Below are 23,870 nucleotides of genomic sequence, written 5' to 3'. Positions count from 1 at the left end.
GCGGCGCTCCGATGCACACGCTCCACATGACCGCGGCAGGCGTGCCGCCCACCCCGGACGTGCAGGCCGCCGCCGAAGCGATGGACAATGCGCGTGCGGCTGCGGCGCGCGCCCTTGTCGATGCCGCGGGCCTCGAACTGTTCGGCACCTTCCACCTGGGCGGCGCCGAGTTCGCGCTGCCGGCGCTGGCGATCCGCGAAGTGGTGGCCTACCCCGACCGGGTCACGCGCATGCCGCTGTCGCCGGACTGCCTGGAAGGCATCTTCACGCTGCGCGGCACCGCCATCCCCGTCGTCAACCTGGCGCGGATCTTCGATCCGTCGGCGCCTGCCGCCAGTGCGCGGCAGAAGATCGCGATCCTCGACCACGAGGACGTGCTGGTCGGCCTGGTGTTCGACAGCACCGGTGAAGTGCTGCGGGTGCGCCCCGAGCAGCGCAGCATCATCAGCCACGCCGGCGGGCGCCAGTCCGTCGTCGGCGGCACGATCCTGCTGGCCGATGGCGAGCGCCTGCTGCAGGTGCTGATGCCGGACGCGCTGGTGCGCATCGATAACGTGCCGCAGGTGCGTTCGATGTCGGCCGCGAGCCGGGCCGCCGAGCGGGCCCGTTTCCTGCGCCACGCGGAGGCGCGCAAGTGCCTGTGCTTCTCCGCCGGCGGCACGTCGTTCGCTTTCGCGATGGCGGCCGTGCAGGAAATCATCGCCGTGCCCGAACTGCGCCCGTCGGTGATGGCGGGGCCGCTGTGCAAGGGCTGGATCAACTTCCGCGGCCGTGCCGTGGGCATCGTCGACTTCGGCCAGCTGGTCGGCTGCGCGCCCGCCGCCGTGCACGAGGCACGGCGCATCCTGATCGTGCGCGTCGGCGACGAGCTGCTGGGTTTCCTGGTCGATTCGGTCGACACGATCATGCCGTTTTTCGACAGCGACGTGCTGCCGATCCCGCTGCTGGGCACCCGTCGCGGCGCCATGTTCCGCGGCTGCCTGCCGCGCCGGGACGGCCCCGATACCCTGTTCCTCGACCACGCGCACGTGCTCGGCGACGACGAGCTGGCCGAGGTGTGCGCCGGCCACCGGCGCATCTACCAGGATGAAGCCGCGCAGGAGACGGGCCGCAGTGCCGGCGCCGCAGCGGCGCGCAAGCAGGTCTACCTGGCGTTCGCGCTCGGAACGCCGTGGGCGGCCGACATCGGCCAGGTGCGCGAGCTGATCCCGTACACGGCGGGGATGACGCGCCCGCCGGGCGCGCCGCATTGCGTCCATGGCATGCTCCACCTGCGCCAGCAGATGATCTCGGTGATCGACCTGCGCCGCCTGTACGGCATGCCGCCGCTGGACGACGCCGCGGAGTGCCGGATCCTCGTGCTGGAACGGGGCAGCGAGCGCTACGGCGTGATCGTCGACCGGGTCGACAGCATCGTGCACCTGCCGGCCAGCGCGCGGCGGCCGTCGCCGAAGCTGCTGCGCGCCGGCGGCGGCGTGACCGACATGCGCACCGACGTCAGCGAAGTGCTGGAACTGCCGGACGGTTCGGTCATGAGCCTGTTCGAGCGCGACGCGTTTTTCGCCACGCTGGAGCGCGCGCTGGCGTCGCACTGAGCCGTCAAGCCGCGAAGCCGCCGTCGATCAGCAGGTCGGCGCCGGTGACGAACGCCGCTTCCGGGCTGGCCAGGTAGGCGATCATCGCCGCCACTTCGTCGGGATGGCCATGCCGCGGCAGGGCCATCAGGCCGTGCATGACGGCGCCGAACTCGGCATCGGCGGGATTCATGTCGGTATCGATCGGGCCCGGCTGCACATTGTTCACGGTGATGCCGCGCGGCCCCAGGTCGCGCGCCATGCCTTTCGCCAGGCCGGTCAGTGCCGACTTGCTCATCGCATACACCGCGCCGCCGGCGAACGGCATGCGCAGCGCATTGGTGCTGCTGACGTTGACGATGCGGCCGCCTTCGCCCATGTGCGCCAGCGCGGCCTGCGCTGCGACGAACACGCTGCGCACGTTGATGGCCACCGTCCGGTCGAAATCCTGCAGGGAAAATTGCGCCACGTCGCCCAGGTGCAGCACGCCGGCATTGTTGACGAGGATGTCGATGCGGCCGAAGCGGTCGGCCACGGTATCGATCGCGCCTTTCAGCGCCGCGGCATCGGCCGCGTCGGCGCGGATCGCCAGCGCGGTACCGCCGGCCGCCGCGATGTCGGCCGCCAGCGCCTCGGCAGCAGCGGCCGAGGCGGCATAACCGATGGCGACGGTTGCGCCGTCGCGGGCCAGCCGGCGTGCGGTGGCGGCGCCGATGCCGCGCGAACCGCCGTTGATGAAAGCAATCTTGCCGTTCAGTGGGGTGCTCATGATGTTTTCCTTGTAGATGTGGTTGGGATGAACACAGTATGGTCACCGTCGATCGCTTGCGGTAGGACATGAATGACGGGTTCAGTTTCAACCACAGGTATAAAATACCCCGATGGATATCGAACTGGGCAGCTATCTCGATGCATTCGTCGCCACCGCGGACGAGCGCAGCTTTTCCGCCGCGGCGCGGCGCCTGGGACTGACGCCGGCGGCCGTCAGCAAGAGCGTGGCCCGGCTCGAGGCCAAGCTCGGCGTGCGCCTGTTCCAGCGCAGTACGCGCAGCATGGCGCTGACGACCGATGGCGAGCGCCTGTATGGCCAGGTGCGCGTGCCGTGGCGCGACATCGGCGACGCGCTCGCCGAGCTGCGCCAGGGTGCGGGCCAGCCGGCCGGCATGCTGAAGGTCTCGCTGGCCCATGCGATCGGCCGCCAGTACATCGTCCCGCTGGTGGAGCAGTTCGCGCGGCGCCATCCGGCCGTGGTACCGGACCTGCATTTCGACAATCGGCAGGTCGACCTGGTGGCCGAAGGCTTCGACGTGGCGATCGGCGGCGGCATCGAACTGTCGGAAGGCGTGATCGCGCGCGAACTGGCCCGCGTGCGGCTCGTGCTCGCGGCCGCGCCATCGTACCTGCGCGACCATCCCGCGCCGGGCCAACCGGACGGGCTGGCACGGCACCGCGGCGTGGTGCGCCGTTCGCTGGAATCGGGCCGCGTGCTGCCGTGGATCCTGCGCAATGCGGCCGGCGAGGAGGTGTTCGCGGCCGTGCGTCCGGCGGCCGTGATGAACGATCCCGAGGCGATGGCGCGCGCGGCGGCCAGCGGCATGGGAATCGCGCTGCTGCCGCTGCCGCATGCGCTGCCGCTGCTGGACAGTGGCGAACTGGTGCGCATCATGCCGGCATGGCATGGCGGCAGCCGTGCGCTGTCGATCTATTACTCGAGCCGCAAGCAGGTGCCGGCCAAGACACGGCTGTTCATCGACTTCATCGTCGACGGCTTTCGCCGCAGCGGGCACGCTGCGCGCTTCGACGCGCCGTAGCGAGCGCCGGCGTCCTGGGCGGGGTAGGACACGTCACGACGTTGTCATAAAGTTAGTTTAACTTTGACAACTAACTTTTCTTCCGGAGCCACCGATGTCCCTGCCACGTTCCCCGTTCCTGTGCCGCCGTACCGGCCTGCCGTTCAATGCGCTGATGATGGCCGTCGTGCTGGCCAGCCCGGCACTGGCCAATGCCGCATCGTTCAATATCGCCACCGGCAGCAGCACGGCCCAGAGCCTGGGCAAGGGAGAAACGGGTACCGTGGCCGCCGGCGCCACGCTGGCGGTGGGTGGATCGGCGGTGGCGGTGGCGGTCACCGGGGACAAGCCCCGGCTGAACAACCAGGGCACGATCGCGCAGACCGGCAGCGGCCGCGCGATCCGCGCCACCGGCGCCGTCACCGAGTTCGTCATCGACAACGGCAGCGCCACGAATGCCGCCGCGCTGATCCGCACCGCCGATGCCGACGTGATCCAGGTGAACAGCGCGGCAGCCAGCGTGACGCTGAATAACTACGGCTCGCTGGTGTCGCTGAACGGCTCGGCGGACGGCGCGCAGGCGGTCGACTTCAATGCCGTGGCGGGTGCGAACACGATCAACAACTTCGCCGGCGGCCTGCTGCTGGCGAACGAAGCGGACGCGATCCGGCCGGGCGCGGGCGGCGTGGTGTTCAACGCCGGCACGATCCGTTCGGTGACGGCGACCGGCAGCAGCAGCGACGGCATCGATGGCCAGGAAAATTCCGGCATCCGCGTGACGAACGCCGCCACCGGCCTGGTCGATGCGGGCCGCCATGGCATCACGTTCGAGCAGAAGAACGCCGCGTCCGTGTCGACGCTCGACCTGACCAACCTGGCCGGCGGCATCGTGCGCGGCAATGACGGCTCGGGCATCAATGTCGATGGCTTCAATGGCCGGCAGCTGGTGACGGTCGTCAACGGCGGGCTGATTTCCGGAAATGGCGTGACGGGCGACGGCGATGGCATCGATGTCGATGGCCTCGTCCACATCACCAACACGGGCATCATCCGCTCGCTGAACGCGGTGGAGGCGGGCGGCCAGGCGTACAGCGAAGGCATCTCGGCCGGCGGCGGCACGATCGTCAATAGCGGCACCATCGAAGGGCTGGTAGCTCCCGGCAATGCGGGCGCGGTGGGTCGCGGCATCACGCTGGCCGGCAACGATATCGCCAGCGGCCCGCTGGCCGGCACCCGCGAAGGCCTGTACGGCAATGCGACGATCGTCAACCAGTCGGGCGGGCTGATTCGCGGGCAGGGCGACTCCGCGATCGCCGTCACCGGCGCGGCCAGCGGCTACACCGTCACGATCGACAACCGTGCCGGCGGCACGATCCGCGGCGGCGGTGCCACGGGCGCGGCGATCCGCACCAATGCGGACAACGCGCACATCACCAATGCCGGCACCATCGACGGCGGCAGCAGCGGCCAGGCGATCGCCTTTGGCGGCGGCAACGATACGCTGGTGATCAGCGGCGGCAATGCCGTCGTGCTGGGCAGCGTGGATGGCGGCGCCGGCAGCAACGCGCTGGTGGTCGATGCCGGCGCCGGCAACGCCTTCGCCTACGCCGGTGCGATCGCCAACTTCGCCAGCGTCGAGGTGCGCAGCGGCACGCTGGCGCTGCAGGGCGCGGATGTCGTCGCCGCCGGCAGCGCGCTGGTGCTGGGCGGCGGCACGCTGGACTTGTCCGGCGCCGCCGCGCAGTCGTTCGCCAGCCTGGCGCTGGCCGACAGCTCGGTCATCGTGCTGGGCAACACGGTGCTCACTTTCGATGGGCTGGGTGCGATCGCGGCCGGCGAAACGCTGGCGCTGACGCATGACGGGTCCGGCTACTCGCTGCGCTTCCTGGGCGACTATGCGGGCAATGCCGCCTTCGCGCAGCTGATGGGGGTCACGACCATCGACAGCCTGGCGGTGACGTACAGCTTCGACGGCACGTACACCAACGTGACGGGCGTGAGCGCGGTGCCGGAACCGGCCAATGTGGCGATGCTGTTTGCCGGCCTGGGCGTGCTGGCTGCGGTGGCGCGGCGCAGGAAGCCCGCGGCAGCCGGTTGCTGACCCACCCGGCGCACGGCATGCGGTAAGATCGCTGGCCGGCCTTCTGGCGGCCGGCCTTCATACCGGGAGCTTTGCGATGAGATCTTTCGTGGGATTGCTGCTGTCGCTGCACATCGCCGCCGCGGCGGCCGCTGCCGGCCCGGAGCCGGACCTGGGCCGCTGGCGCGAAACGGCGATACCGGCCGAACCGGCGGCGCGCAGCGACTGGCTGCTGGCCGCCAACCATTCAAGCGACGAATGGCTGGTGTACACGGAGGGCGGCGCGCTGCGCGCCAGACCGACGACCTCCGGCAAGCGCGTGCCGCGGCATGCCGACGGCCAGCCTGCGCTGCTTCGTGCGGCGCAGGCCGTCATCGCGGTGGACGACGGCTGGCTGGCCGGATTCCACCGGGGCGAATTCGGCGGCGGCCTGTACTGGTATAGCGCGGACGGCAGCGAGAAGTACCGGATATCGGATCACGCGATCGTCGACCTGCTGCGCCGGGACGACGGCATCTATGCGACCGAAGGCGTGGCGCACATGTTCGCATCGCGCGGGTCGCTGCTGCGCGTGTTCCGCGACGGCGGGCGCTGGCAGGCCGCCACGGCGCTGCACCTGCCTTTCGCACCGTACGCTGCGACCATGCTCGACGATGGCGGCATGCTGGTCACGCTGTCCGATGCGCTGGTCTCGATCGACCGGAACCTGGCACTGCGCACGATCGTCGCGGACGCGCCGTGGAAACAGCTGTATCCGAACTCTTCCGTGCTGTCGGCGGACGGCGACCGGCTGGCCATCGGCATGCGCAGCGCCGTGGCGATGGTGGACCTGCCGTCGGGGCAGTTGCGGCTCCTGGTTCCGCCCGGCGAGTGATGCTCCGCGGGCGGTGTCAGGTGGCTACAGGTGGCCTGGTGTCGGACACCGGCCTCATGGTGTCGGACACCGGTTTTTGCGTGAGGCTTCCGGCATACCGGCGGTCAGGCTTCCGGCATGCCGGCGAAAACCGGTGTCCGACACCGAGGAGCCGGTGTCCGACACCGAAGCGCGGGCGCCTCAGGCGATGTCTACGTCCTGGTGCTGCTCGCCATACGGGTACAGCGTGACGATGCGGCCCGCGTCGTCGTAGAACAGTTCCGTGACCTTCACCGAGCGCAGGTGCGTAACGCCGCCCGACAGGCTGCTGTCGTGGTAGTACAGGAACCAGCGGCCTTCCACCTCGACGATCGAGTGGTGCGTCGTCCAGCCGATCACCGGCGTCAGGATCTTGCCCTGGTAAGTGAAGGGGCCGTAAGGATTGTCGGCCGTGGCGTAGCACAGGAAATGCGTGTCGCCGGTCGAGTACGAGAAATAATACTTGCCCTGGTACTTGTGCATCCACGGGCCCTCGAAGTAGCGGCGCTCATGGTCGCCGGCCAGCAGTTCGTTGCCGTGTTCGTCGAGGATGACGACGGCGCGCGGCGCCTCGGCGAACTGCTTCATGTCGGCCGACAGGCGGGCCACGCGGGCCTGCAGGGCCGGTTCGCCGTCGGCCGGTTCCTCGTTGGCGGCGCCGTAGGCGTTATCGCGGTATTTCTGCAGCTGGCCGCCCCAGATGCCGCCAAAGTAGATGTAGTGCTCGCCGCCGTCCTCGAAGACGGCCGGGTCGATCGAATAGCTGCCTTCGATCGGCGCCGGTTCCGCCGCGAACGGGCCGGCCGGGCTGCTTGACACCGCCACGCCGATCTGGAAGATGCCGTCGGCGCGCTTGGCGGGGAAGTACAGGTAGTATTTGCCGTCCTTGCGCGCCACGTCCGGCGCCCACATCTGGCGCGCCGCCCACGGCACGTCCTTCACGTGCAGCGCGACGCCGTGGTCGGTCACTTCGCCGTCCGGGCGGTCCATCGAGAAGACGTGGTAATCCTCCATCGCGAAGTGGTCGCCGTTGTCGTTGAACGGGATGCCGGCTTCGATGTCGTGCGACGGGTAGATGTAGATGCGGCCGTCGAACACGTGCGCCGACGGATCGGCCGTGTAGAGGTGGGTGACGAGCGGTTGCGAAATCGCGCTCGTCTTCAGCTGCTCCACGCGTGCCAGCGTGTCCTTGCGCTTGTCGTCTTCGGTATTTGCCATGTCGTTACTGTGATTGATGATGGTGTGATTGACTGTTCGCCCGTTATTGCTGCGCGGCGCGGCGCAGGCCCAGTTCCTGTTCGATGGTGCGCTCGGTCGATTTCCTGATCTCGTAGAAGGCCAGGCAGCCGACGGCCAGCAGGAACGGGATCGCGGCATACAGGCTGACCGACAGGCGGATACCGTCGGCCACCGCCGGTGCCTGCGTGGCCAGCGAGGCGTCGTAGTCGACCACCGACAGCAGGCCTGCTACCAGTGCGCCGCCGACCGACAGGCCGGCCTTCAGGCCGAAGATCATCGCCGAGAACAGCAGCGCGGTGGCGCGGCGGTTGTTCTTCCATTCCGAGTAGTCGGCCACGTCGGCGATCATCGCCCACAGCAGCGGGATCGTGATGCCGTAGAAGAAGCCGTGCAGCAGCTGGGACACGAACACCAGGCCGATCGAGGTGGGCGCATAGAAATAGAACGCCAGCATGAACATCGTCGAGATGAACAGCGCGATGCCGAACACTTCGCGCTTGCCGTAGCGGTCGGCCAGCGGGCGCGAGAAGCCGATACCGACGATCATCATCACGATGCCGATCGCATTGAACACGCTGAAGGCGGACGTCGGCGCATCTTCCGGCCACTGGAACGCGGTCAGGCCCACGCTGGCGAGTACGGCATTCAGGCCGGCGATGAAGCCGTTGAAGCCGACGTCCTGCAGGAACGTGGCCAGGTGCTGGCCCGACAGGTAGCTGCGGAAGTAATAGATGTACATGCCGCCCTTCAGCGCCAGCGTGACGAACACGAGGATCGTCACGGCCAGCATCACCATCCACGGGCGGTTGCGCAGCAGGTCGGTGATGTCCTGGCCGATGCTGGAGCGCTGCGCCGCGGTAGGCACGATGCGCTCGCGGGTGGTGAAGAACGTGATCAGGAAGCAGATCGTGCCGGCGACGGCGAAGATGATCATCGTGTTGCGGAAGCCGGCCACCTTGTCGCCGTCGCCCAGGATCAGCACCAGCGGCAGCAGCAGTACCTGGATGATGAACTGGGCCACCATCACGGCCACGAAGCGGTAGGCCGACAGGCTGTTGCGCTCGCTCATGCTGCCGGTCAGCACGCCGGACAGCGCGGAGTAGGGCAGGTTGTTGGCCGAGTACACCAGCATCAGCAGCACGTAGGTCAGCGAGGCGTAGATGATCTTGCCGTCCGGTCCCAGGTCCGGCGTGCTGAAGGCGAGAATGGCGATCAGGCCGAACGGCACCGAGGTCCACAGGATCCACGGGCGGAACTTGCCCCAGCGCGTGACCGTGCGGTCGGCGATCAGGCCCATCAGCGGATTGAAGCAGGCGCCGACGATGCCGCCGACGAAGATGATCGTGGCCGCCGCGTTGGGGGAGACCTTGAACACGTCCGTATAGAAGAAGGCGATGAAGGTGAGCAGGGTCTGGAAGATCAGGTTGGCCGCCAGGTCGCCCAGGCAGTAGCCGACTTTCTCCCCCACGCCCAGCCGCGCGGTAGCGGTGTCTTGGGTGTTGGTCATGATGTCTCGCTTTATCGTTATGTCATCGGTCGCGCCGCTTCGCGTTCGCTGTAACACTCGCAGCGAGGCAAATGAATAGCGCAACCATCGCCGTATGGTAGCCCATCTTGCGTTGTCGTTGGAATATTTCTGGTTGCGCTACCGATGAGAACTAATCGAGAACCGATCAGTTATTCACCAAACTCATGTGTGTCATGCGGGAAATAAAGTGGCGGAATGCCGATGCGGGTGAGATGATGCACCTGTCTCCTCCAACTCTCCCAGAGAATTGGACTTCAGCCGGCCCAGAGCCGGCTTTTTTTTTGGCTGGAAGAATACAGGCGCTGGTGTCGGACACCGGCTGTCTGGTGTCGGACACCGGCTGCCTGGTGTCGGACACCGGCTGTCTGGTGTCGGACACCGGTTCTCGGTAGCGTTCGCTTGCAAAACCGGTGTCCGACACAAGAAGCCGTGGCGGACACCAGGGCGCTGATTTCCCAATTAATAGGGACGGACCCTGTTTTTCAGGAAAGTTCGCGAGTGGATTCAGCTCAGCGCGGGATAAGTGAACATCAGGAAGTGCGTGGCATTGAGCGCGAAGTGCGTCAGGATGGCCGCCTCGATGCGGCCGCTGCGCTGGTAGGCCATGCCATAGCCGAAGCCGGCGAACGTGGCGAGCACCATTAGCGCGGGGCCGCCGTGCGCGTGGGGCACGCCGAACAGCACGGCCGCCACCGCCACGGCGATGCGCGCGCCGTCGGGCCGTGTCGACAATGCCTCGGCAAGCCGGCCCTGCACCAGCGCGCGGAAGAACGCTTCCTCGGCCAGGCAGGTCGTGAACAGGTTCGTCAGCAGGAACAGCGGCGCGTAGTGGAACCAGCTGGCGAACCATTTCGGGTCGATGGCGATCACGCCGGCGCCGTAGCCGGCCAGCAGCACGATGACGGGCGTCGCCACGATCACGGGCCATGCCGCCGCGACGCCGCGCCAGGCGGCCCGGTTGCGCGCGGGGACGGCGAAGGTTGCGCACAGCACGATGCCGACGGCGGTCTTGTCGAGGTTCAGGTACAGCGAGACGGCTGCCGACGCCGCGCTGACCTGCAGCTTGTCGACCAGCAGCGGATTGGCGAAGCCGGGCACCTGGTGCAGTGCCATCGCCAGCGACAGCACGACGATCGCCGCCAGCATCACGCCCTTCGCCACGCGATGGCTCGCCCGTTGCCAGCCGAAGCACAGCGCCACGAGCAGCAGCACGGCCAGTACGCCGGTCGCCTGCATCGCGCCGAGCGCCACGGCGGTGGCGACGGCGATCGCCAGCGCGGGTAGCCAGGCGGCCACGTGGAAGATTGGCGGCGCCCACAGCGACAGTACGGCGAGCAGCCAGGTGGCGGCCAGGGGCCAGAACGATGGTGGCAACGAGATCATGGTCGGCAGAGTGGAAAAGGTGCCGGTCATTATAGACAAACCTGCAAGGCCGTTGCCGGCCGCGATCGATGCCGTGGACAGGTGACGGAAGGCGGGCAGGGCGGCCCGATGGATCCGGCAGCGGGTCTCGCGAAGTGCCCCGCCGTGGGTCCCGCGAGGAGTCCGGCGATGGGTCTCTCGATGTCTCTGGCGATGTGTCCCGCGATGTGTCCCGCGATGTGTCTCGCGATGTGTCTCGTACAATGGCGGCTCTTTCGTTGCAGGAAGCATACCGATGTTCGAGATCAGCCAGCTCCGCTGCTTCGTCGCAGTGGCGGAGGAATTGCATTTCAGCCGCGCCGCCGAGCGCCTGAACATGACCCAGCCGCCGCTGAGCCGGCAGATCCGCCTGCTCGAACATCATGTGGGCGCCCAGCTGCTGGAGCGGAACAGCCGCACCGTGCGGCTGACGGCCGCCGGCAGGGCGTTCTTCCCGGAGGCGGCGCGGATCCTGCGCATGGCCGAAGAGGCGGCGTTCACGGCGCGGCGCGCGGCCAGGGGCGACCAGGGCACGCTGGCCATCGGCTTCACGTCGGCGTCCGGCTATAACCTGTTGCCGGAAGTCGTGCGGCGCCTGCGCGACCGCGCACCGGGCATTTCGCTGACCCTGAAGGAACTGGTCAGCACGACGCAGGTGGAGATGCTCAATGCTGGCCAGCTCGACCTTGGCCTGATGCGGCCGCACCCGATCAATGCCGAGCTGACCAGCGCGCTGCTGGCCACCGAGCCCCTGATGCTGGCCATTCCCGAGAGCGAGGCCGACGCCTGGCCGGCGGCTCCCACGCTGGCCAGCCTGCACGGCAAGCCGTTCATCATGTATTCGCCATACGAGGCGCGCCCGTTCCACCAGATGCTGACCGAGCGTTTTTCGCGCGAGGGGGTGGTGCCCGACATCGTCGAGCATATCGGGCAGGTGCACACGATGCTGGCGCTGGTGCGCGCCGGCATGGGCGCGGCGCTGATCGCCGCCGGCGCTTCGCGGCTGCATTTCGAGGGTATCGTGCTGCGCGAAGTGGCCACCGAACCGGTGGAGATGGTCTGCACCTACCGGCGCACCAACGATAATCCCGTGCTGCAGCTGTTCCTGCACGATGTGCTGCCGACGTTCGCGCAGCATTGACCGGCCACGCCGCCAGGCATTCCCTGGCCGCTCGCCGGCCGCACACTGACCATTCCTGAATGCCCGTCCTGACTTGATCAACGGGTTGATTGAAGCGCACTACGTGCTTTTACGTAGCGGCGTGCAGCCATCCGATCTGGAAAACTGGCGGGCAGCACCATGGCAGTGATTCAATTCGTGAATAGGTGTCATCACACTTTGGTTTGTCGGCATGCCGGGCCGGGCATATGATCTGACGGTGCAGGCATGCCGCCACGGGCGGCGCTACAGATCAACGCGATCAGATCACCGCGATCAGACCAACAAGGAGACACCATGGATCACGCACCATCCGCCACCGCCGCCGGAGCGACGCAGACGCGCTCGCGCGCGCGCTGGACCATTCTGGCGATGCTGTTCGCCGTCACCACCATCAACTATGCCGACCGCGCCACGATCTCGATCGCCGGCCCGAACCTGAAGGCCGACCTTGGCCTGTCCGCCGTGGAAATGGGCTACGTCTTCTCGGCATTCGCCTGGTCCTACGTGCTGGCCCAGTTGCCCGGCGGCTGGCTGCTGGACCGCTTCGGCACGCGCATCACGTACTTCTTCAGCATCTTCCTGTGGTCGCTGTTCACGATGCTGACCGGCGCGATCGGCTTCTTCACCGGCGGCGCCGCGGTGGCCATGCTGTTCGCGCTGCGCCTGCTGGTGGGCGCGGCCGAGGCGCCTTCGTTCCCGGGCAACAGCCGCATCGCGTCGTCCTGGTTCCCGACGCACGAGCGGGGCACGGCCGCGGCCATCTTCAATTCCGCGCAATACTTCGCCACCGTGCTGTTCGCCCCGATCATGGGCTGGCTGGTGCACACCTATGACTGGCACAGCGTGTTCTACGTGATGGGCGCGCTGGGCATCGGCCTCTCGTTCGTCTGGCTGAAGGTGATCCATGGACCGCGCCAGCACCCGTCCATCAACGCCGCCGAACTGCAGTACATCAAGGAAGGCGGCGCGCTGGTCGACCTGGAAAGCACCCGCCACGGCACCGAGCCGAGCCAGATCGACGTGTTCGCCGCCATCAAGGAGCTGCTGTCGAACCGCATGCTGCTGGGCGTGTACGTGGCGCAGTACTGCATCACCACGCTGACGTACTTCTTCCTGACGTGGTTCCCCGTGTACCTGGTGCAGGAGCGCGGCATGACGATCCTGAAGGCGGGCTTCGTGGCGTCGATGCCGGCCATCGCCGGTTTCCTGGGCGGCATCGCCGGCGGCTGGCTGTCGGACCGCCTGAGCAAGTCCGGCTGCTCGCTGTCGGTATCGCGCAAGACGCCGATCGTGCTGGGCATGTTCCTGTCGATGAGCATGATCGGCTGTAACTACATCGAGACCGACATGCTGGTGGTGGCCGTGATGTCGCTGGCCTTCTTCGGCAAGGGCGTCGGCGCGCTGGGCTGGGCCGTGGTGGCCGACACGTCGCCAAAGGAAGCGGGCGGGCTGTCCGGCGCGCTGTTCAATACCTTCGGCAATACCGCCGGCATCACCACGCCGATCGTCATCGGCTATATCGTGCAGAACACCGGTTCGTTCGCCGGCGCGCTGGTGTTCGTCGGCGCCAACGCGGCGGTCGCGATCTTCAGCTACCTGTTCATCGTGGGCGACATCAAGCGCGTGGTACTGACGAAATCGCTGACGAAGCCGCCGGTCAAATGATGCGGATACCGCAGTCATTCATGAAGCTGATGGTTGGTATGCGGGAAATAAAGTAGCGCAATATCGAGGCGGATGAGATGATGCACCTGTCTCCTCCAACTCTCCCAGAGAATTGGAATTTGCCGGCCCAGAGCCGGCATTTTTTTTGGGCGCCGCAAGCGTGCACACATATTGCGACCGGTCCGCGAACGCTCAACCCCGGCGGCGGCGCTGCCGGCAATACAAGGCAAATCCGCCCAGCAGCAGCATGGCATAGGTGGCAGGCTCCGGCACCGGGGTGAGCAGCGCCGTGTAGTTGCAATTACCGTCGTAGCAAGCGTACGTCAGGATGTCGCCATTGTCGTTGACGGCATCCATCCCGAGAATCCAGTCGGGAGCCCCCTCGATCAGGTCGCTGACGCGGATAGTGGTCGCACCGTCGACGATCACGGCCTGCTGTTGCTGGTCAATGCCATAAATGCGGCCGGCGGAATCGATGAAAGTGATTCGCGTCAGATCGGGGTAATAGTCGGAGCTGCCATCCCTGATGACCCATGCGTGGCTGGTAAACCTCTGGTTGGCCGTGCCAAACACGTCGCCCTGTTCGGAGATTCCGCTGACGCTGAAGCCGAATTCGCCATAAATGACGAGCTGCGTCAAGTCCACCATCTTGCCGTTTTCCCAGATGAACGCGTGCAGGTCATCGTCCACTCCGCGCGCTGTTCCCACTACCTGACCACGATCGTTGATTGCGTTGGCAAACATGCCGCCATTCGTGCTGAGCGCGCCCAGATCCACCAGACCGCTGTTCGCGTTCCATATGTAGCTGCCTGCCGACCTTGAGATCGTGTCGTAGTTGACCAGTACGGTACCGGCATTGTTCACGCCCCAGGCCGTGCTGTACGATCCTTTCAGGCCGCCGAGATCACGATACACGCCGTCCTGTATGACAAAAGCGCGGCTGGACTCTCCCCTGCGCTCCACCACTGCACCGACGATGGTGCCGGCGTTGTTGATCGCAAATGCCTCACTGTTCCATACTGCTCCGGGAAATGGCACAGCGGCTACGCCATCCCTGCTGAACCTTATCGCCTCCCACGTAGTGAAGCCAACGCCGATTCCGCTATCGTTCAAACCTGTCACCCGGTTACCTTGAGCATTATCGACAATCGTGAGCGTATAGCCCGGTAGCGCAAGCGCGGGGGCCGCTACGAGCGCGAAATACAGGGAAAGAGCCAGCTTGCGCATGATGGATATCTCCGTTCGGTGGGAATGCCAAACTTACATCGCAAAGATGTATTGCTGCTTGCAAGTGACGCGCCGATCCGACAGCCATGCCGCTCCGCTGCTTTAACCGATGAGCGCAGTATCGCCGATCGCGGACAGCGCCATTTTCCTTGCGGCCGTCGCGTGAATTGCCGACTGGTGTAGTACTTATTTGTATCCCGATGTATCGGCGCGCAGTCGCGATACCCGCGCTGACACCCGGCCGATGCCAGGACATATGCCGTACACGTGCGCCGGTTGTAATGCTCCTACACCCACTTGAACGGAGCACGACATGAAAACCACCACCAACACGATCTTCGCCATCCTCCTGGCCGCCGCCGGTATCGCCAATGCCACCAACGCGCAATCGCAATCGCTGACCCGTGAACAGGTACGCGCCGAAGTACTGGCGGCGCGCGCCGCCGGCACACTGAGCAGCGGCGGCGAAGGATATCAGGCGCTGGTGTTCGACATCCCGTCGATGGCGACACGGGCCGAGGTACGCGCCGAGCTGGCGGCCGCACGTGCCGCCGGCGCGCTGTATGAAGGCGAAGCCTATCCCGGGCCGGCCGGAACACCCTCGATGAGCCCGGTCACAAGGGCGCAGGTGCTGGCGGAGCTGGCCGCCGCGCGCGCGGCCGGCGTGGAACATGCGGGCGAAGCGTATCCGGGCCCGCTGGCGGCCGGCGGATGATCCGCCGCACAGCCGCTCAACCCACCTGCGCGATCCGCAGCAGGTTGGTGGTTCCGGGCGTTCCGAACGGCATGCCGGCGGAGATGACGATGGTGTCGCCCGGCCGGGCGATGTCCTCGCCCAGCGCCATCGCGCAGGCCTGGTCGCTCATCTCGGCCACGTCCGCCACCGCGGGACACAGCACGGGATGCACGCCCCAGGCCAGCGCCAGGCGCCGCGCCGTCTCGACGGACGGCGTCATGCCGACGATCGGCGCGCGCGGCCGTTCGCGCGCCATGCGCAGCGCCGAGTAGCCCGAACACGTGTAGGCCACCACGGCCGCCACCCGCAGCGCCTCGGTCACGCTGCGCACGGCGACACCGATGCCGTCCGACGCCAGCGTGGCGGCGGCGCCGCCGGCGATCGCCAGCTCTTCGCGGTAGTACGGATCGGCCTCGGTCTGCGCGATGATCGAATTCATGATGCGCACCGCGTCGCGCGGATACTGGCCGGAGGCCGATTCGGCCGACAGCATCACCGCGTCGGCGCCGTCGTAGATCGCGGTGGCCACGTCCGAGGCTTCGGCGCGCGTCGGTACCGGCGCCGCCACCATCGATTCGAGCATCTGCGTGGCCACGATCACCGGCTTGCCGATCTTCCGGCAGGCGCGCACGATGCGCTTCTGGATCGCCGGCACCTGTTCCGGCGGCATTTCCACGCCCAGGTCGCCGCGCGCGACCATGATCGCATCGGCTTCGGCCACGATCGCGTCGAGGCTGTGGATCGCCGCCGGCTTTTCCAGCTTGGCGACGATCGCCGCGCGGCCGGCCACGAGTTCCCTGATCTCGGCGATATCCTAGGGCCGCTGCACGAACGACAGCGCCACCCAGTCGATGCCCAGCTTCAGGCCGAATTCCAGGTCGTGCCGGTCCTTCTCCGTCAGCGCCGACAGCGGCAGCACCACGCCGGGCACGTTGACGCCCTTGCGGTCGGAGATACGCCCGCCGGTGACGACGCGCGTCGCGGCGAACGCCGGACCGCAGGCTTCCACATGCAGCCGGACCCGGCCATCGTCGATGAGCAGGTCGGTGCCGGGCACGAGCGCCGCGAAGATCTCCGGATGCGGCAGCGGCGCGCGGTGGACGTCGCCCGGCACGTCGCGGTCAAGGTCGAGGCGGAAGGCATCGCCGGCGGCCAGCGTGACGGCGCCCTCGGCGAAGGTGCCGAGCCGCAGCTTGGGACCTTGCAGGTCGAGCAGCACGCCGACCGGGCGGCCCGTGTCCGCTTCGATGGCGCGGATCGCCTCGAGGCGCTGGCGATGGTCGGCATGGCTGCCGTGGCTGAAGTTCAGGCGGAACACGTCGGCGCCGGCGTCGAACAGCGCGCGGATGGTGTCCGGATCGGAGCTGGCGGGGCCGAGGGTGGCGACGATCTTGGCATTGCGGTTGCGGTGCATGGGATTCCCGTATCAGGTTGCGCGGCGCGGCAGGACCAGCAGCGCGCGAAAATCGTTGACGTTGGTCAGCGTGGGGCCGGTGACGACGCTGTCGCCCAGCGCCCCGAAGAAGCCGTGGCCGTCATTGTCGTCCAGGCTGTCGTGCGGGCGCAAGCCCACGGCCCAGGCGCGCGCCAGCGTGTCCGGGCCGATGACCGCGCCGGCGATCTCTTCCTGGCCGTCGACGCCGTCGGTATCGGCCGCCAGGCCGTATATGTCGGGCGCGCCGCCGAGCGCCAGCGCGCAGGCCAGCAGGAACTCGACATTGCGCCCGCCGCGGCCGTTGCCGCGCACCGTGACCGTGGTTTCGCCGCCGGACAGCAGCACGCAGGGCACACGGAACGGCTGGCCGCGCCGCGCCACTTGCAGCGCGATCCCGGCCAGTACCTTGCCCACGTCGCGCGCTTCGCCTTCCAGGCTGTCGCCGAGAATATAGGGCGTGATGCCGGCATCTTCCGCCACGCGGGCCGCCGCTTCCAGCGCCATCTGCGGCGTGGCGATCATTCGCACCTCGGCCCGGGCCAGCCGCGGATCGCCGGGTTTCACGGATTCGCCGCGGCCGCGGTCCGGATCGTTGAGCACCTCCAGCACGCGCTCCGGCAGGTCGATGCCGTACCGGCGCACGATGGCCAGCGCATCGTCGCAGGTGGTCGGGTCGGCCACCGTGGGGCCGGACGCGATATCGCACGGATCGTCGCCGGGCACGTCGGAGATCAGCAGTGTGACCACGCGCGCCGGGTGGCAGGCCGCGCCCAGCCGGCCGCCCTTGATGGCCGACAGGTGGCGCCGCACGCAATTCATTTCGCCGATGGTCGCACCGGATTTCAGCAGCGCAGCATTCACCCGCTGCTTGTCTTCCAGTGTGATGCCGTCCAAGGGCAGCGGCAGCAGCGAAGAACCGCCGCCGGAGACCAGGCACAGCACCGTGTCGTTCTCGGACAGGCCCCGCACCAGGTCCAGCATGCGCCGCGCGGCGGCGTGGCCGGCGGCATCCGGTACCGGATGCGCCGCCTCGACGATTTCGATGCGCTCGCACGGCACCGCATAGCCGTAGCGGGTGACGACCAGGCCCTCCAGCGGACCGCTCCAGTTGCGCTCGACAGCGCGGGCCATCTCGGCGGAGGCCTTGCCGGCGCCGATCACGATCGTTCGTCCGCTGGACGGCTCGGGCAGCTGGCCGGGGATGCACAGGGCCGGCTGCGATGCCGCGATCGCCGCGTCGAGCATGCGGCGCAGCAGCGCGCGTGCTTCGGTGTCATTCATCGTTGTCTCCATGCTTGCTCGGTAGGCCGATAGTACATCTCACGCGGAGACCTTGTGCACCGGTACCAGCTCCGGTGCGGCCTTGCCGCCATCCTCGTCCTCCTGGGTGTACAGCGCGCGCAGCTCTTCGGGCGACGACTGGCCGTCCAGTACCCGGTCCATCTGCCGGCGGTCCAGCGCGCCCACCCACTGGGCGATCGCCATCGTGCCCACCGCATTGCCGATCGTGTTGGTGATGGCGCGCGCCTCGGACATGAAACGGTCCACGCCCAGCAGCAGCACCATGCCCTCGACGGGGATCTTGCCCATCGACGCCAGCGTGGCGGCCAGCGTGATGAAGCCGGAACCGGTCACGCCGGCGGAACCCTTCGACGTCACCATCAACACGGCGAGCACGACCAGCTGGTCGGTCAGCGTCAGCGGAGTATTGGTCGCCTGGGCGATGAAGATCGCCGCCATCGTGTAGTAGATGCACTGGCCGTCCGGATTGAACGTGACGCCGGACGGGATCACCAGCCCGACCACCGGCTTCGACACGCCCACGTGCTCCAGCTTGCGCATCAACTGCGGCACCACCGATTCGGACGAGCTGGTGCCCAGCACGGTGAAGATCTCGTCCTTGATATAGCGCAGGAACTTCCACAGGCTGAAGCCGGACATGCGCGCCACCAGGCCCAGGATCGCGACCACGAACACGAAGCAGGTGAGGTACATGCAGGCCATCAGGTAGCCCAGCGATACCAGCGAGCCCAGGCCGTACTTGCCGACCGTGAAACCGATCGCGCCGAACGCGGCCAGCGGGGCCACGCGCATGATCATGCCGACGACGATGAACATGCTGTTGCTGAACGCTTCCAGGAAGTCGACCACCGGCTTGGCGCGGCGGCCCATGTGCGACAGCGCCACCCCGAACATCGTGGCGAACACGAGGATCTGCAGGATGTCGTTCTTCGCCAGTGCCTCGACCACGCTGGTGGGGATCATGTGCAGCAGGAAGTCGACGAAGCCGCCGGAGTGGCCCGCGGCGGCCGTGTAGTTCTTGATGCCCGTCGTGTCGAGCGTGGCGACGTCGACGTTCATGCCGACGCCCGGCTTGGCGAGGTTGACGACGACCAGGCCCAGGCCCAGCGCGAACGTCGACATCACCTCGAAGTAGATCAGCGCGCGCGAGCCGACGCGGCCCAGTTCCTTCATGCTGTCCATCTTGGCGATGCCCAGCACCACCATGGCGAAGATGACGGGCGCGAACACCATCTTGATGAGGCGGATGAAGGCATCGCCCAGCGGCTTCAGGTCCGCCGCGAAGTGAGGGTACAGGACGCCGAGGATGCCGCCGGCGAGCACGCCGATCAGCACCTGCACATACAGCTTTCCAAAGAATCGTTTTGACATGGTTGTCTCCGTGATGATCCCGGTGAGGATCCCGGTGAGGGTCCCGCGAGGGTTGCTGCAGCACCCGTTCCGCCCGGCTCTTGGCGGCTGGTCGGAACGGGCAACGATGATACGGGGGGATCAGGCGGCCTTGCGGTCCTCGGCCTGCGCCAGGAAATCGCACACGGCGCGCGTCACGTCGGCGGTGGTGGCCTTGCCGCCCAGGTCGCCCGTGTGCAGGGCCCGGTTCGCGGTGACGTGTTCGATCGCCGCCATCACGCGCGCGGCGGCTTCGTGCTCGCCCAGGTGTTCGAGCAGCATCACGACGGACCAGAACGTGCCGACCGGGTTCGCCAGGCCCTTGCCCATGATGTCGAACGCGGAACCGTGGATCGGCTCGAACATCGACGGGTAGCGGCGCTCCGGATCGATGTTGCCGGTGGGGGCGATGCCCAGGCTGCCGGCCAGCGCGGCGGCCAGGTCGGACAGGATGTCGGCGTGCAGGTTGGTGGCCACGATCGTGTCCAGCGTGGCGGGGCGGTTGACCATGCGCGCGGTGGCGGCATCGACCAGTTCCTTGTCCCATTTCACGTCAGGGAATTCCTGCGACACCTGCAGCGCGATCTCGTCCCACATCACCATCGCGTGGCGCTGCGCATTGCTCTTGGTGATCACGGTGAGCAGCTTGCGCGGGCGGGACTGCGCCAGCCTGAAGGCAAAGCGCAGGATGCGTTCGACGCCGACGCGGGTCATCATCGACACGTCGGTCGCCGCCTCGATCGGGTGGCCCTGGTGCACGCGGCCGCCCACGCCGGAGTATTCGCCTTCCGAGTTTTCCCGCACGATGACCCAGTTCAGGTCTTCCGCGGCGCAGCGCTTGAGCGGCGCGTCGATGCCGGGCAGGATGCGCGTGGGGCGCACGTTGGCGTACTGGTCGAAGCCCTGGCAGATCTTCAGGCGCAGGCCCCACAGCGTGATGTGGTCGGGGATGTCCGGGTCGCCGGCGGAGCCGAACAGGATTGCATCCTTGCCGCGCAGCGCGTCCAGGCCATCGGCCGGCATCATCACGCCATGCTTGCGGTAATAGTCGCCGCCCCAGTCGAAATCCTCGAACTGGAACTGGAACGTGGCGCTGCCGGCGGCCAGCGCCGCCAGGACGTCGCGCCCGGCCGGTACCACTTCCTTGCCGATGCCGTCGCCGGGAATGGTCGCGATCTGGTAGGTCTTCATGCTGTCTCCTTGGTTGAATCGAATGAAAGTGGAAGGACTGTAGCGGGTGGACCGGCGTGCGAATGGCCGCTAAACTCAATCCGTTGTTAACCTGGACATCAACAATGAACGCAAACCTGCAACCGGCGGAACTGGCCTTCGTCGTCACCCTCGCCACCATCGGCAGCCTGAGCGGCGCGGCGCGGGAGCTGGGCATCACCACTTCCGCCGTCAGCAAGCGCCTGGCGTTACTGGAGGGGCGGATCGGCGTACCGCTGGTGAACCGCACCACGCGGCGCATGAGCCTGACGGCGGAGGGAGAAGTGCTGTTCGAGCATGCGCAGCGCATCCTGCAGGAGCTGGCGGACCTGGAACAGATGCTGACGAAGTCGAAAGGCACGCCGAAAGGGCAGTTGCGCGTCAACGCCACGCTGGGTTTCGGCCGGCTGCATATCGCCCCGGCCATTTCGCAGTACGTGCTGCGCTACCCGGAAGTGGACGTGCAGCTGCAATTGTCGGTCGACCCGCCGCCGCTGGCCGACGACCAGTTCGACGTGTGCATCCGCTTCGGCGCCCCGGGCGACACGCGCGTGATCGCGCGGCGGCTGGCCGCCAACCGCCGGCTGCTGTGTGCCGCGCCGAAATACCTGGCGCGGGCCGGCGAGCCGAAGGCGCCGGCCGACCTGGCGCGGCACAACTGCATCGCGATCCGGCAGGGCGACGAGGCGTATGGCGTGTGGCGGCTGCATGCGGGGAAGGACGGCGAACGGGACGCGGTCGCCGTCAAGGTGCGCGGCAACCTGACGACGAACGATGGCGAAATCGCGGTGAACTGGGCGCTGGACGGCCACGGCATCCTGATGCGCGCCGGCTGGGATATCGAGCGCTATCTGGAAACCGGCCGGCTGGTGCAGGTGCTGCCGGGCTACCGCACGCCGGATGCCGACATCTATGCGGTGTGTCCGCACCGGCACCAGCTGTCGGCGCGGATCCGGACCTTCGTGGATTTCCTGGTGGAGCGGTTCGCGGCGATGGACCAGCCGTGACGCGGACGCGAAGTCAGGCGCGCAAAGGTCAGGCTTACTGCGGTTGGCCGCCATAGGCGGCCGCCTGGGCCGCCAGCCAGTCGCGGAAGGCCGCCAGCGGCGCATGCCCGGTCTTGCGTTCGGGGTACAGCAGCCGGTATGAGCGGTCGCTGCGATAGGCGTGCGGGGTGACGGGGACGAGGGTGCCGCGCGCCAGTTCGTCCTCGATCAGCATGCGGGGCACCAGTCCGGTACCCATGCCATGGACCGCCGCTTCCGCCACCATCGAGAACAATTCGAAGCGCGGGCCGGCCATGTCCGTGTCCATGGCCATGTCCAGGGAGCGGAACCAGTCGCGCCACAGGTAGGGGCGGGTGCTGATCTGCAGCAGCGGCTGCCCGCACCAGTCGCCGGCCTGGCGCAGCGCCGGGCTGCACACGGCCATCAGGTCCTCGTGCATCAGGAAGATGCCTTCGGTGCCCGGCCACAACGCCTCGCCGGCATGGATCGCCGCGTCGAACGGCGTATCGTCGAACAGGAACGGCCGCGCGCGGGCGCTGAGGTTGACGGTGATGCCCGGATGGCGCGCCAGGAAGTCGGGCAGGCGCGGCAACAGCCATTTGGTGGCGAAGGTGGGTACCACGCCCAGTTCCAGCGTGCCGCCGCTGCCGCCGCCGGCCATCAGTTCCAGTGTGTCGCGCTCGACGTCGTCCAGCCGGGCCGTTACCTTGCGGCTGTAGGCCTGGCCCGCCTCGGTCAGCGCCACGCCGCGCCGGCCGCGGCGGAACAGCGCCACGCCGAGGAACTCCTCCAGCGCGCCGATCTGGCGGCAGATCGCGCTCTGTGTGACGGCCAGTTCGTCGGCGGCTTTGGTGAAGCTCTGGTGGCGGGCCGCCGCTTCGAACGCGGACAGGGCGAGAGTGGACGGGATTTTCCTGCGCATGGGGTTCTCCAAGTGCGTTATGCGCACAGGTGAGTGCATATAAAACGTTTGCCGCACGATTCGCCGCATTGTACATTGCGCACCATATTGACCTTCCTCAAGATCCTTTCCGCGAGTTCGAAATGACTTCAAAGCACAAAGCTGCCTTCCACTGGGACGACCCGTTGCTGCTCAACCAGCAATTGACCGACGAAGAGCGCATGGTGCGCGATTCCGCCAGCGCGTATTGCCAGGACCGCCTGGCGCCGCGCGTGCTGGAAGCGTTCCGCCATGAGAAAACCGACAGCGAGATCTTCCGCGAGATGGGCGAGCTGGGTTTGCTGGGCGTGACGATTCCCGAGCAGTACGGCGGTGCCGGCCTGAGCTATGTCAGCTACGGCCTGGTGGCGCGCGAGGTGGAGCGGGTCGATTCCGGCTACCGCTCGATGATGAGCGTGCAGTCGTCGCTGGTGATGGTGCCGATTCTCGAATTCGGCAACGAGCAGACGAAGCAGAAATACCTGCCGAAGCTGGCCAGCGGCGAGTGGATCGGCTGCTTCGGCCTGACGGAGCCGAACCACGGCTCCGACCCGGGCAGCATGATCACCCGCGCGAAAAAAGTCGACGGTGGCTACCAGCTCAGCGGCAGCAAGATGTGGATCACCAACAGCCCGATCGCCGACGTGTTCGTCGTGTGGGCCAAGGATGACGAAGGCGCGATCCGTGGCTTCGTGCTGGAAAAGGGCTGGCAGGGCCTGTCGGCGCCGGCGATCCACGGCAAGGTCGGCCTGCGTGCGTCGATCACCGGCGAGATCGTGATGGACGAGGTGTTCTGCCCGGAAGAAAACGCCTTCCCCGACGTGCGCGGCCTGAAAGGGCCGTTCACCTGCCTGAACAGTGCCCGCTACGGCATTGCCTGGGGCGCGCTGGGCGCGGCCGAGGATTGCTGGCACCGCGCGCGCCAGTATGTGCTGGACCGCAAGCAGTTCGGCAAGCCGCTGGCGGCGAACCAGCTGGTGCAGAAGAAGCTGGCCGACATGCAGACCGAGATCACGCTGGGGCTGCAGGGCTGCCTGCGGCTGGGCCGGATGAAGGACGAGGGCAGCGCCGCCGTCGAGATCACGTCGATCATGAAGCGCAATTCCTGCGGCAAGGCGCTGGACATCGCCCGCCTGGCGCGCGACATGATGGGCGGGAACGGCATCAGCGACGAATTCGGGGTGGCCCGCCATCTCGTCAACCTGGAAGTGGTCAACACCTACGAAGGCACGCACGACATCCACGCGCTGATCCTCGGCCGCGCGATGACGGGTATCGCGGCGTTCTGACGGCC

Annotated in this window: 18 protein-coding genes and 1 pseudogene; 9 read left to right on the top strand and 10 right to left on the bottom strand. The window is 67.2% G+C overall.

Features of this window, described 5'->3' with window-relative positions:
• The first annotated feature begins 11 nt into the window (after nt 1-11).
• Nucleotides 12-1,595, top strand: a complete 1,584-nt coding sequence (locus FHS02_RS09195) for a chemotaxis protein CheW (protein ID WP_229422556.1) — start codon at nt 12-14, stop codon at nt 1,593-1,595.
• A gap of 4 nt (nt 1,596-1,599) precedes the next feature.
• Here the strand turns inward: FHS02_RS09195 and FHS02_RS09190 are convergent, their stop codons facing one another.
• Complete coding sequence (locus tag FHS02_RS09190) at nt 1,600-2,343, bottom strand: SDR family oxidoreductase (protein WP_137313146.1); 744 nt, start codon at nt 2,341-2,343, stop codon at nt 1,600-1,602.
• Between the two features lie 112 nt (nt 2,344-2,455).
• Here FHS02_RS09190 and FHS02_RS09185 point away from each other — a divergent pair, with 112 nt between their 5' ends.
• The 3 genes from FHS02_RS09185 (at nt 2,456) to FHS02_RS09175 (ending at nt 6,318) form a co-directional block, all read left to right on the top strand.
• A complete protein-coding gene (locus tag FHS02_RS09185; protein WP_221403824.1) occupies nt 2,456-3,385 on the top strand; it encodes a LysR family transcriptional regulator in 930 nt (309 codons plus the stop codon).
• A 94-nt stretch (nt 3,386-3,479) separates the two neighbouring features.
• Nucleotides 3,480-5,465 (top strand): beta strand repeat-containing protein, encoded by a 1,986-nt coding sequence (locus FHS02_RS09180; RefSeq protein ID WP_137313145.1) that lies wholly within the window; start codon nt 3,480-3,482, stop codon nt 5,463-5,465.
• A gap of 76 nt (nt 5,466-5,541) precedes the next feature.
• Nucleotides 5,542-6,318, top strand: a complete 777-nt coding sequence (locus FHS02_RS09175) for a hypothetical protein (RefSeq protein WP_137313144.1) — start codon at nt 5,542-5,544, stop codon at nt 6,316-6,318.
• Nucleotides 6,319-6,498: 180 nt separating this feature from the next.
• On the opposite strand, the gene FHS02_RS09170 is transcribed toward FHS02_RS09175, so the two are convergent.
• The 3 genes from FHS02_RS09170 to FHS02_RS09160 all read right to left on the bottom strand — a co-directional run bounded on the left by FHS02_RS09170 (nt 6,499) and on the right by FHS02_RS09160 (nt 10,516).
• Complete coding sequence (locus tag FHS02_RS09170) at nt 6,499-7,554, bottom strand: glycoside hydrolase family 43 protein (RefSeq protein ID WP_137313143.1); 1,056 nt, start codon at nt 7,552-7,554, stop codon at nt 6,499-6,501.
• A gap of 43 nt (nt 7,555-7,597) precedes the next feature.
• Complete coding sequence (locus FHS02_RS09165) at nt 7,598-9,082, bottom strand: MFS transporter (RefSeq protein WP_137313142.1); 1,485 nt, start codon at nt 9,080-9,082, stop codon at nt 7,598-7,600.
• Nucleotides 9,083-9,607: 525 nt separating this feature from the next.
• Nucleotides 9,608-10,516, bottom strand: a complete 909-nt coding sequence (locus tag FHS02_RS09160; protein WP_137313140.1) for a CPBP family intramembrane glutamic endopeptidase — start codon at nt 10,514-10,516, stop codon at nt 9,608-9,610.
• Between the two features lie 244 nt (nt 10,517-10,760).
• Between FHS02_RS09160 and FHS02_RS09155 the strand changes: the two genes are divergently transcribed.
• Together FHS02_RS09155 and FHS02_RS09150 are read left to right on the top strand one after the other, a co-directional pair.
• Entirely contained in the window at nt 10,761-11,645 is an 885-nt protein-coding gene (locus FHS02_RS09155; protein WP_137313139.1) for a LysR family transcriptional regulator, read from the top strand.
• A 315-nt stretch (nt 11,646-11,960) separates the two neighbouring features.
• The gene (locus tag FHS02_RS09150) at nt 11,961-13,331 is read left to right on the top strand and encodes an MFS transporter (protein ID WP_137313138.1); all 1,371 of its coding nucleotides are present in this window, start codon (nt 11,961-11,963) and stop codon (nt 13,329-13,331) included.
• Between the two features lie 192 nt (nt 13,332-13,523).
• On the opposite strand, the gene FHS02_RS09145 is transcribed toward FHS02_RS09150, so the two are convergent.
• A complete protein-coding gene (locus FHS02_RS09145) occupies nt 13,524-14,558 on the bottom strand; it encodes an HAF repeat-containing PEP-CTERM protein (protein ID WP_137313137.1) in 1,035 nt (344 codons plus the stop codon).
• 313 nt (nt 14,559-14,871) lie between these two features.
• Here FHS02_RS09145 and FHS02_RS09140 point away from each other — a divergent pair, with 313 nt between their 5' ends.
• Nucleotides 14,872-15,273: a DUF4148 domain-containing protein gene (locus FHS02_RS09140; protein ID WP_137313136.1), complete on the top strand. Its 402-nt coding sequence runs from the start codon at nt 14,872-14,874 to the stop codon at nt 15,271-15,273.
• 16 nt (nt 15,274-15,289) lie between these two features.
• Here the strand turns inward: FHS02_RS09140 and pyk are convergent.
• The 4 genes and pseudogenes from pyk to FHS02_RS09120 form a co-directional block, all read right to left on the bottom strand.
• Nucleotides 15,290-16,708: pseudogene (gene pyk / locus FHS02_RS09135) on the bottom strand (pyruvate kinase).
• Between the two features lie 12 nt (nt 16,709-16,720).
• A complete protein-coding gene (locus tag FHS02_RS09130) occupies nt 16,721-18,010 on the bottom strand; it encodes a glycerate kinase type-2 family protein (RefSeq protein ID WP_137313135.1) in 1,290 nt (429 codons plus the stop codon).
• A 39-nt stretch (nt 18,011-18,049) separates the two neighbouring features.
• A complete protein-coding gene (locus tag FHS02_RS09125; protein ID WP_137313134.1) occupies nt 18,050-19,402 on the bottom strand; it encodes a dicarboxylate/amino acid:cation symporter in 1,353 nt (450 codons plus the stop codon).
• A 120-nt stretch (nt 19,403-19,522) separates the two neighbouring features.
• On the bottom strand, nt 19,523-20,611 hold the full coding sequence (locus FHS02_RS09120; protein WP_137313133.1) for a tartrate dehydrogenase: 1,089 nt from the start codon (nt 20,609-20,611) through the stop codon (nt 19,523-19,525).
• A gap of 104 nt (nt 20,612-20,715) precedes the next feature.
• On the opposite strand from FHS02_RS09120, the gene FHS02_RS09115 reads away from it, so the two are divergent.
• Nucleotides 20,716-21,636, top strand: a complete 921-nt coding sequence (locus FHS02_RS09115) for a LysR family transcriptional regulator (RefSeq protein WP_137313132.1) — start codon at nt 20,716-20,718, stop codon at nt 21,634-21,636.
• A gap of 34 nt (nt 21,637-21,670) precedes the next feature.
• On the opposite strand, the gene FHS02_RS09110 is transcribed toward FHS02_RS09115, so the two are convergent.
• Nucleotides 21,671-22,558, bottom strand: coding sequence for a LysR family transcriptional regulator (locus tag FHS02_RS09110; RefSeq protein WP_137313131.1), 888 nt, complete (start codon nt 22,556-22,558; stop codon nt 21,671-21,673).
• Nucleotides 22,559-22,680: 122 nt separating this feature from the next.
• On the opposite strand from FHS02_RS09110, the gene FHS02_RS09105 reads away from it, so the two are divergent.
• Entirely contained in the window at nt 22,681-23,865 is a 1,185-nt protein-coding gene (locus tag FHS02_RS09105; RefSeq protein ID WP_137313130.1) for an acyl-CoA dehydrogenase, read from the top strand.
• The last annotated feature ends 5 nt before the right edge of the window (nt 23,866-23,870 follow it).

The sequence above is a fragment of the Pseudoduganella umbonata genome, from assembly GCF_014192225.1.
GTDB classification, from domain to species: domain Bacteria; phylum Pseudomonadota; class Gammaproteobacteria; order Burkholderiales; family Burkholderiaceae_D; genus Rugamonas; species Rugamonas umbonata.
The sequence above is the reverse complement of the archived record's forward strand: the minus strand, read 5'-3'. Positions and strand labels throughout refer to the sequence as shown.